This is a genomic window from uncultured Microscilla sp. (genome assembly GCF_947493425.1).
Classification (GTDB): domain Bacteria; phylum Bacteroidota; class Bacteroidia; order Cytophagales; family Microscillaceae; genus Microscilla.
The window spans coordinates 1-4199 of sequence record NZ_CANLRP010000317.1; the positions used below are offsets into that span (position 1 = coordinate 1).

General features: G+C 48.0%; 4 protein-coding genes. 2 read left to right on the forward strand and 2 right to left on the reverse strand.

What is annotated here, in order from left to right; translation table 11 throughout:
- Window positions 1-256 precede the first annotated feature (256 nt).
- Complete coding sequence (locus tag Q0954_RS33050; protein WP_299466040.1) at window positions 257-463, forward strand: hypothetical protein; 207 nt, start codon at window positions 257-259, stop codon at window positions 461-463.
- Window positions 464-664: 201 nt separating this feature from the next.
- Here Q0954_RS33050 and Q0954_RS33055 read toward each other — a convergent pair whose 3' ends face one another.
- Complete coding sequence (locus Q0954_RS33055) at window positions 665-1366, reverse strand: hypothetical protein (protein ID WP_299466042.1); 702 nt, start codon at window positions 1364-1366, stop codon at window positions 665-667.
- A gap of 88 nt (window positions 1367-1454) precedes the next feature.
- Window positions 1455-2987 carry a sigma factor-like helix-turn-helix DNA-binding protein gene (locus Q0954_RS33060; RefSeq protein ID WP_299466045.1) on the reverse strand — a complete coding sequence of 511 codons (1533 nt, stop codon included), beginning with the start codon at window positions 2985-2987 and terminating at the stop codon, window positions 1455-1457.
- Window positions 2988-3110: 123 nt separating this feature from the next.
- Between Q0954_RS33060 and Q0954_RS33065 the strand changes: the two genes are divergently transcribed.
- Window positions 3111-3299 carry a hypothetical protein gene (locus tag Q0954_RS33065; RefSeq protein ID WP_299466048.1) on the forward strand — a complete coding sequence of 63 codons (189 nt, stop codon included), beginning with the start codon at window positions 3111-3113 and terminating at the stop codon, window positions 3297-3299.
- The last annotated feature ends 900 nt before the right edge of the window (window positions 3300-4199 follow it).

Here is a 4199-nt window from a genome sequence, read left to right on the forward strand (position 1 = left end):
AGGGGGGCAAAACAAGCCACACAAGGGCTAAAGTGGGGTGTTTACTTTTAATTTACCCCTTGAAACTCTTTGCAAGGCGGGTTTCAAAAAGTTTCAAATGGAGGCTAAGTAGCAGGTTTATAAGCACTTGTACCAGACTGGATGCACCAGCGAGAGAGGAGGATATTTTTGAGGGCTACTCCATAATTTAAATAGGAGAAAAACGAATTTAAAGATAAGTCTCTCCCCACAGCAGGCAAGGTGTATAGGTGGGTGGGTGCTTTGTAGGGCAGGCTTGTTTGCTGTAGCAAGCAACGGCACCCCTGTAGCAGGTATTGGCATTCCTGTAGTAAGTGGTGGTGTCCCTGTAGCAAGCAATGGCCCCCTTGCAGTAAGTAATAATGCCCCTGTAGCAGGTATTGGTATCCCTGTAGTAGGCATTCACTCCCCTGTAGTAAATGGTGGTGCCCCTGTAGTAAATTAGGGTATCCCTGTAGTAAATGGTGGCATCCCTGTAGCATATAAGCAATAAAAACAAAATAATATTTCTTCCCTGTAGTATATTACTGGCTCCTGCAGTATATTATTTGCTTTCATTGGCTTGCCAAGCCCCAAAAAAAGCAGGAACAACTCTTGTACAGTCATTCCCGCTTTTGGGTGCATTGGGTGGGCACACCAACCCGGTTTATTTTTTATGGTACTGGCTCGTATAGCCCTGGTAGCGGTCTTTTTGTTTGCGAAAAGCATACTTGCCCGCCGTGCGTATTTCGTCTACGGCCTCTTTGAGGTGGGCAAAGGCGGCATCGCGCAGTAGTTTTGCCTGGTTGGTGTCTTGGGTGGTTCCATTGGCAAGCGCCAACATATCGGCCAGTTGGTCGGCTTGGGTGGCGGCAAAGTCGAGGCGGGCAGGGTCAAACTTTATCTTGTCCAATTCGGCCATGTTGGCCTTGCCCAGGGCGCTCAAGTCGCTTAGGTCTTGTATCATGTCGGCGTTGCCGCTGCCCTCGCTTATCTCGCGTACCCGGTTGAGCAGGTCTTCGCGTTTGCGAAAAGCATACCTAAAGCTTGCCAGCAAGTCGTCGCGTAGTTCGTAGGCAGCCGGGGCGGCATTTTTCCAGTCCATTTCGGCTTGGTCTTTGGTGTGGCGTTCGCTCACCCACAGCGATTGGGCGTAACGCAGTGCCCCGGTACGCAGGGGGAGGTCGGCGCCCCAGGTAGCCCAGTCAAAGCCTATGCCCTCCAGGGCGGCTTGGTCGGCTTGCGCCCATACAAACAGGTTTTCGGCTTCTTGCAGTGCCGTGTCTACAGGGCGGTTAGGGGGGGCTAGTTCGGCATTGGCAATTGTTTGGAGGGTGTCGAGCTTTAGCTCGTAGTGTTCTTGTGACATAATAACTGAGTTTGGGTTGATAAAAAGGTAAAACAAAACTTTACCCTGTTACCAACGCAAACCCAGGGGCAAGGGGTTTGTTTTTTTTCTACATCAGGTCTTTGAGGTTGCCCACCCCACAAGCTTTTTTGGCGCGCCTTACTTTGGTTTTTATGTTGCCCTCTGTAAAGTTTGTGCGCAACGAAATGGCTTTGTAGGTATAGCCACCCCGCACCACCATTACAAACATTCTGACCTCGTCGGCGGTGAGTTTGGCTTTTTGGTGGTGTTCTATCTTGGCCAACATGCCTACCTCTGCCTTGCTTAGGTCGCCCATTCCCTGGACGGGGCTTGTTTTGATGGACTCCACAAAATTGGCCTGGGCTTGCACTTGCCGGGTTTCGGCGCGTATTTTTTGGGTGCGTGCCTGGTATAGCCACAGCCCCGCTATAGCTATAGCCGCCACCATGACCAACCACCACCAAGGGGTGATTTGCCGTACTATGTTTACCCTGGGCGTGGTGCGGGCTATTACCAGCGAGTCGCGCAGGGTTACATTTACTTTGGTTTTTTGGAGTAGCCTATGCTCGGTGCGTTTGCGTTGGGCATACCACTGCCGCACCTGGGCAAAGTAGGCTTTTTCGTGCTCACGGGGCCATATTCGCCCTATGAGGCTATAGCCGCTGTGGTACATGTCGTAGGCGGTTTTGTGGGCAAACTTTTGTTGAACGGGCAAAGCATTGTTGCCCCCCAGTACTTGCAGCAACGAGTCGAACTTATGGTAGGCTTGCTCGGCTTGGCTTTTTTGTAGCTTTATATAATGCACCAAACCTTGCACCCCCCAATAGTACGCCCACGCTTTGGGGCTGGTGTGCTGTAGGTTTTGGGCTTGCTGTAGGCTTTGCTCGGCAGCGGGTAGGTTTTTGCTCTGCAAATAATACCAGGCAAGTTTTACCCGACGAATGCTCTCTTTGCTGGGCTGGATTTGGGGGGCTTGCAGGGCAAGGCGTTGGTAATATATGGCAGAATCATAAATGTTTTGTTTGTCTTTAAGTCTTGCCAAATCGCTGTAAATATCAGGTAGTTTTATGTTTTTTTTATGTTTTTGAGCTAGATCTATAGCTTGCATATAGGTACGTTGGGCATTGCCAATATTAGCATCCGCATTGTAACAGTTGGCAAGCAAGTTAAGTGCTTCTATATGGTAATTGGTAGCTTTTAATTTAGCAAAGCGTTGTGCTGCTCGCATGGCTATAGGGGTAGCTGCGAGGTAGTTTTGCGTATTATGATAGCAAAAAGCTATATTTTTAAGCATCGTTGCTTTTTGTATCGGCTGCTTGTACAAATCGTAGGCTTGCTGGTAATGCTGGATGGCAAGCCCGTAGTAGCCTTGTTTGCGGGCATAAAATCCGATGAGCCAATGGGCTTTAGCCTGGTCATCGGGCTTTTGGGTAACTGTAGCGGCTTGGCGGGCATAGTATATCGCCGAGTCAGGTTGGGCATTGCCCAGTTGGTAGGCTTTGGCATAGAGGCGGTCATACAGGCTTTTGGGCTGGGGGTGGGTGGTTTGAGCACTTGCCCAGGCAAAGGCCATACATAGGACAAGCCCCACCAGGGAGAGGCGTAAGGTAATGGATAACATAACTATAGTTAAATAATAAGTGGTTTGGGTGAATATAGTTTAGATGTTTCGTTTGTTTAGGCTCAAGGCAGTATTTTTGCCCATAAGCTTAATGTATAACACTTTTAAAGAAAAGACAAAAGAATGAAAAAAAACAGAAAACAACCCAAAATGTTGCGGGATTTTTACAAAGATGCTTGCAGCCCCCAACAAATGCAGCAAATCAAGGGAGGCAACTGTTGCGATGAAGGAGAGGGAGGAGAAAGCCCACCACCACCGCCCAGCGCTATGGCTAGGGTAGTACCGCTCTGGCAAAAGTGGGGGAGCAAATAGATAGGTATTGAACGGGGGCTTGATGAGCCCTCTTTTTTTTGGGGGTAAGCTTCAATGGACTTAAATTACGAATGGTTTAATTACGAACCGACCGAAGGGAGCTCTGCTTTAGCTAATTACGAATGAGTCAATTACGAATGAGTCAATTACGAATGGGCGCCAAGCGCTACTGACTAAATTATGAATCGGTTTGAAGTGACTATCGTCTACCGACTACCAACTAAATTACGAACGGTTTAATTACGAATGGTTTAATTACGAACCGACCGAAGGGAGCTCTGCTTTAGCTAATTACGAATGAGTCAATTACGAATGGGCGCCAAGCGCTACTGACTAAATTATGAATCGGTTTGAAGTGACTATGGTCTACCGACTACCAACTCCGGACTAAATTGACTATGGTCTACCAACTACCAACTACCAACTAAATTACGAATGGCTTCGCCCAATTCGTAATTCGTAATTCTCAAATTCGTAATTCCTAACATAGGTATTGAACGGGGGCCCCGCTCTTTTAAGTCTTCCGAAGGAGACTTGAAAGTTTTAATAGGGGGAAGTCTTCCGACTTCCTGGCTCGCTGGTTTAATTCCACCGACTTAACACCTGCACGGCTCTTTTAAGCCCTGGACAATGCGTCATTAATAACTGCAGAATAAGCTCGGAGGAGAAGTCAGAAGACTTCTATTCATCAATAGTGTAAAGTCGCCCTGCGGGAAGACTTGGCACAGCGGGGGCCATCAGAAGCAAGCTTACAAGTGCTTAGATAAGACACTAAAAGGCCACAGTTTTAAACAATGACGTACACAACGAAGTGGTTACTCGTGCCTCGCAACGACAAAACCAAACAAGCAAGGACAATTCGAAACCTGAACCATCATGTCATTTTGAACGCACGTGAAA

Coding starts and splice junctions, on each gene's coding strand:
- Q0954_RS33055 (WP_299466042.1), bottom strand. CDS start 1,366: ATGTCACAAGAACACTACGAGCTAAAGCTCGACACCCTCCAAACAATT.
- Q0954_RS33060 (WP_299466045.1), bottom strand. CDS start 2,987: ATGTTATCCATTACCTTACGCCTCTCCCTGGTGGGGCTTGTCCTATGT.
- Q0954_RS33065 (WP_299466048.1), top strand. CDS start 3,111: ATGAAAAAAAACAGAAAACAACCCAAAATGTTGCGGGATTTTTACAAA.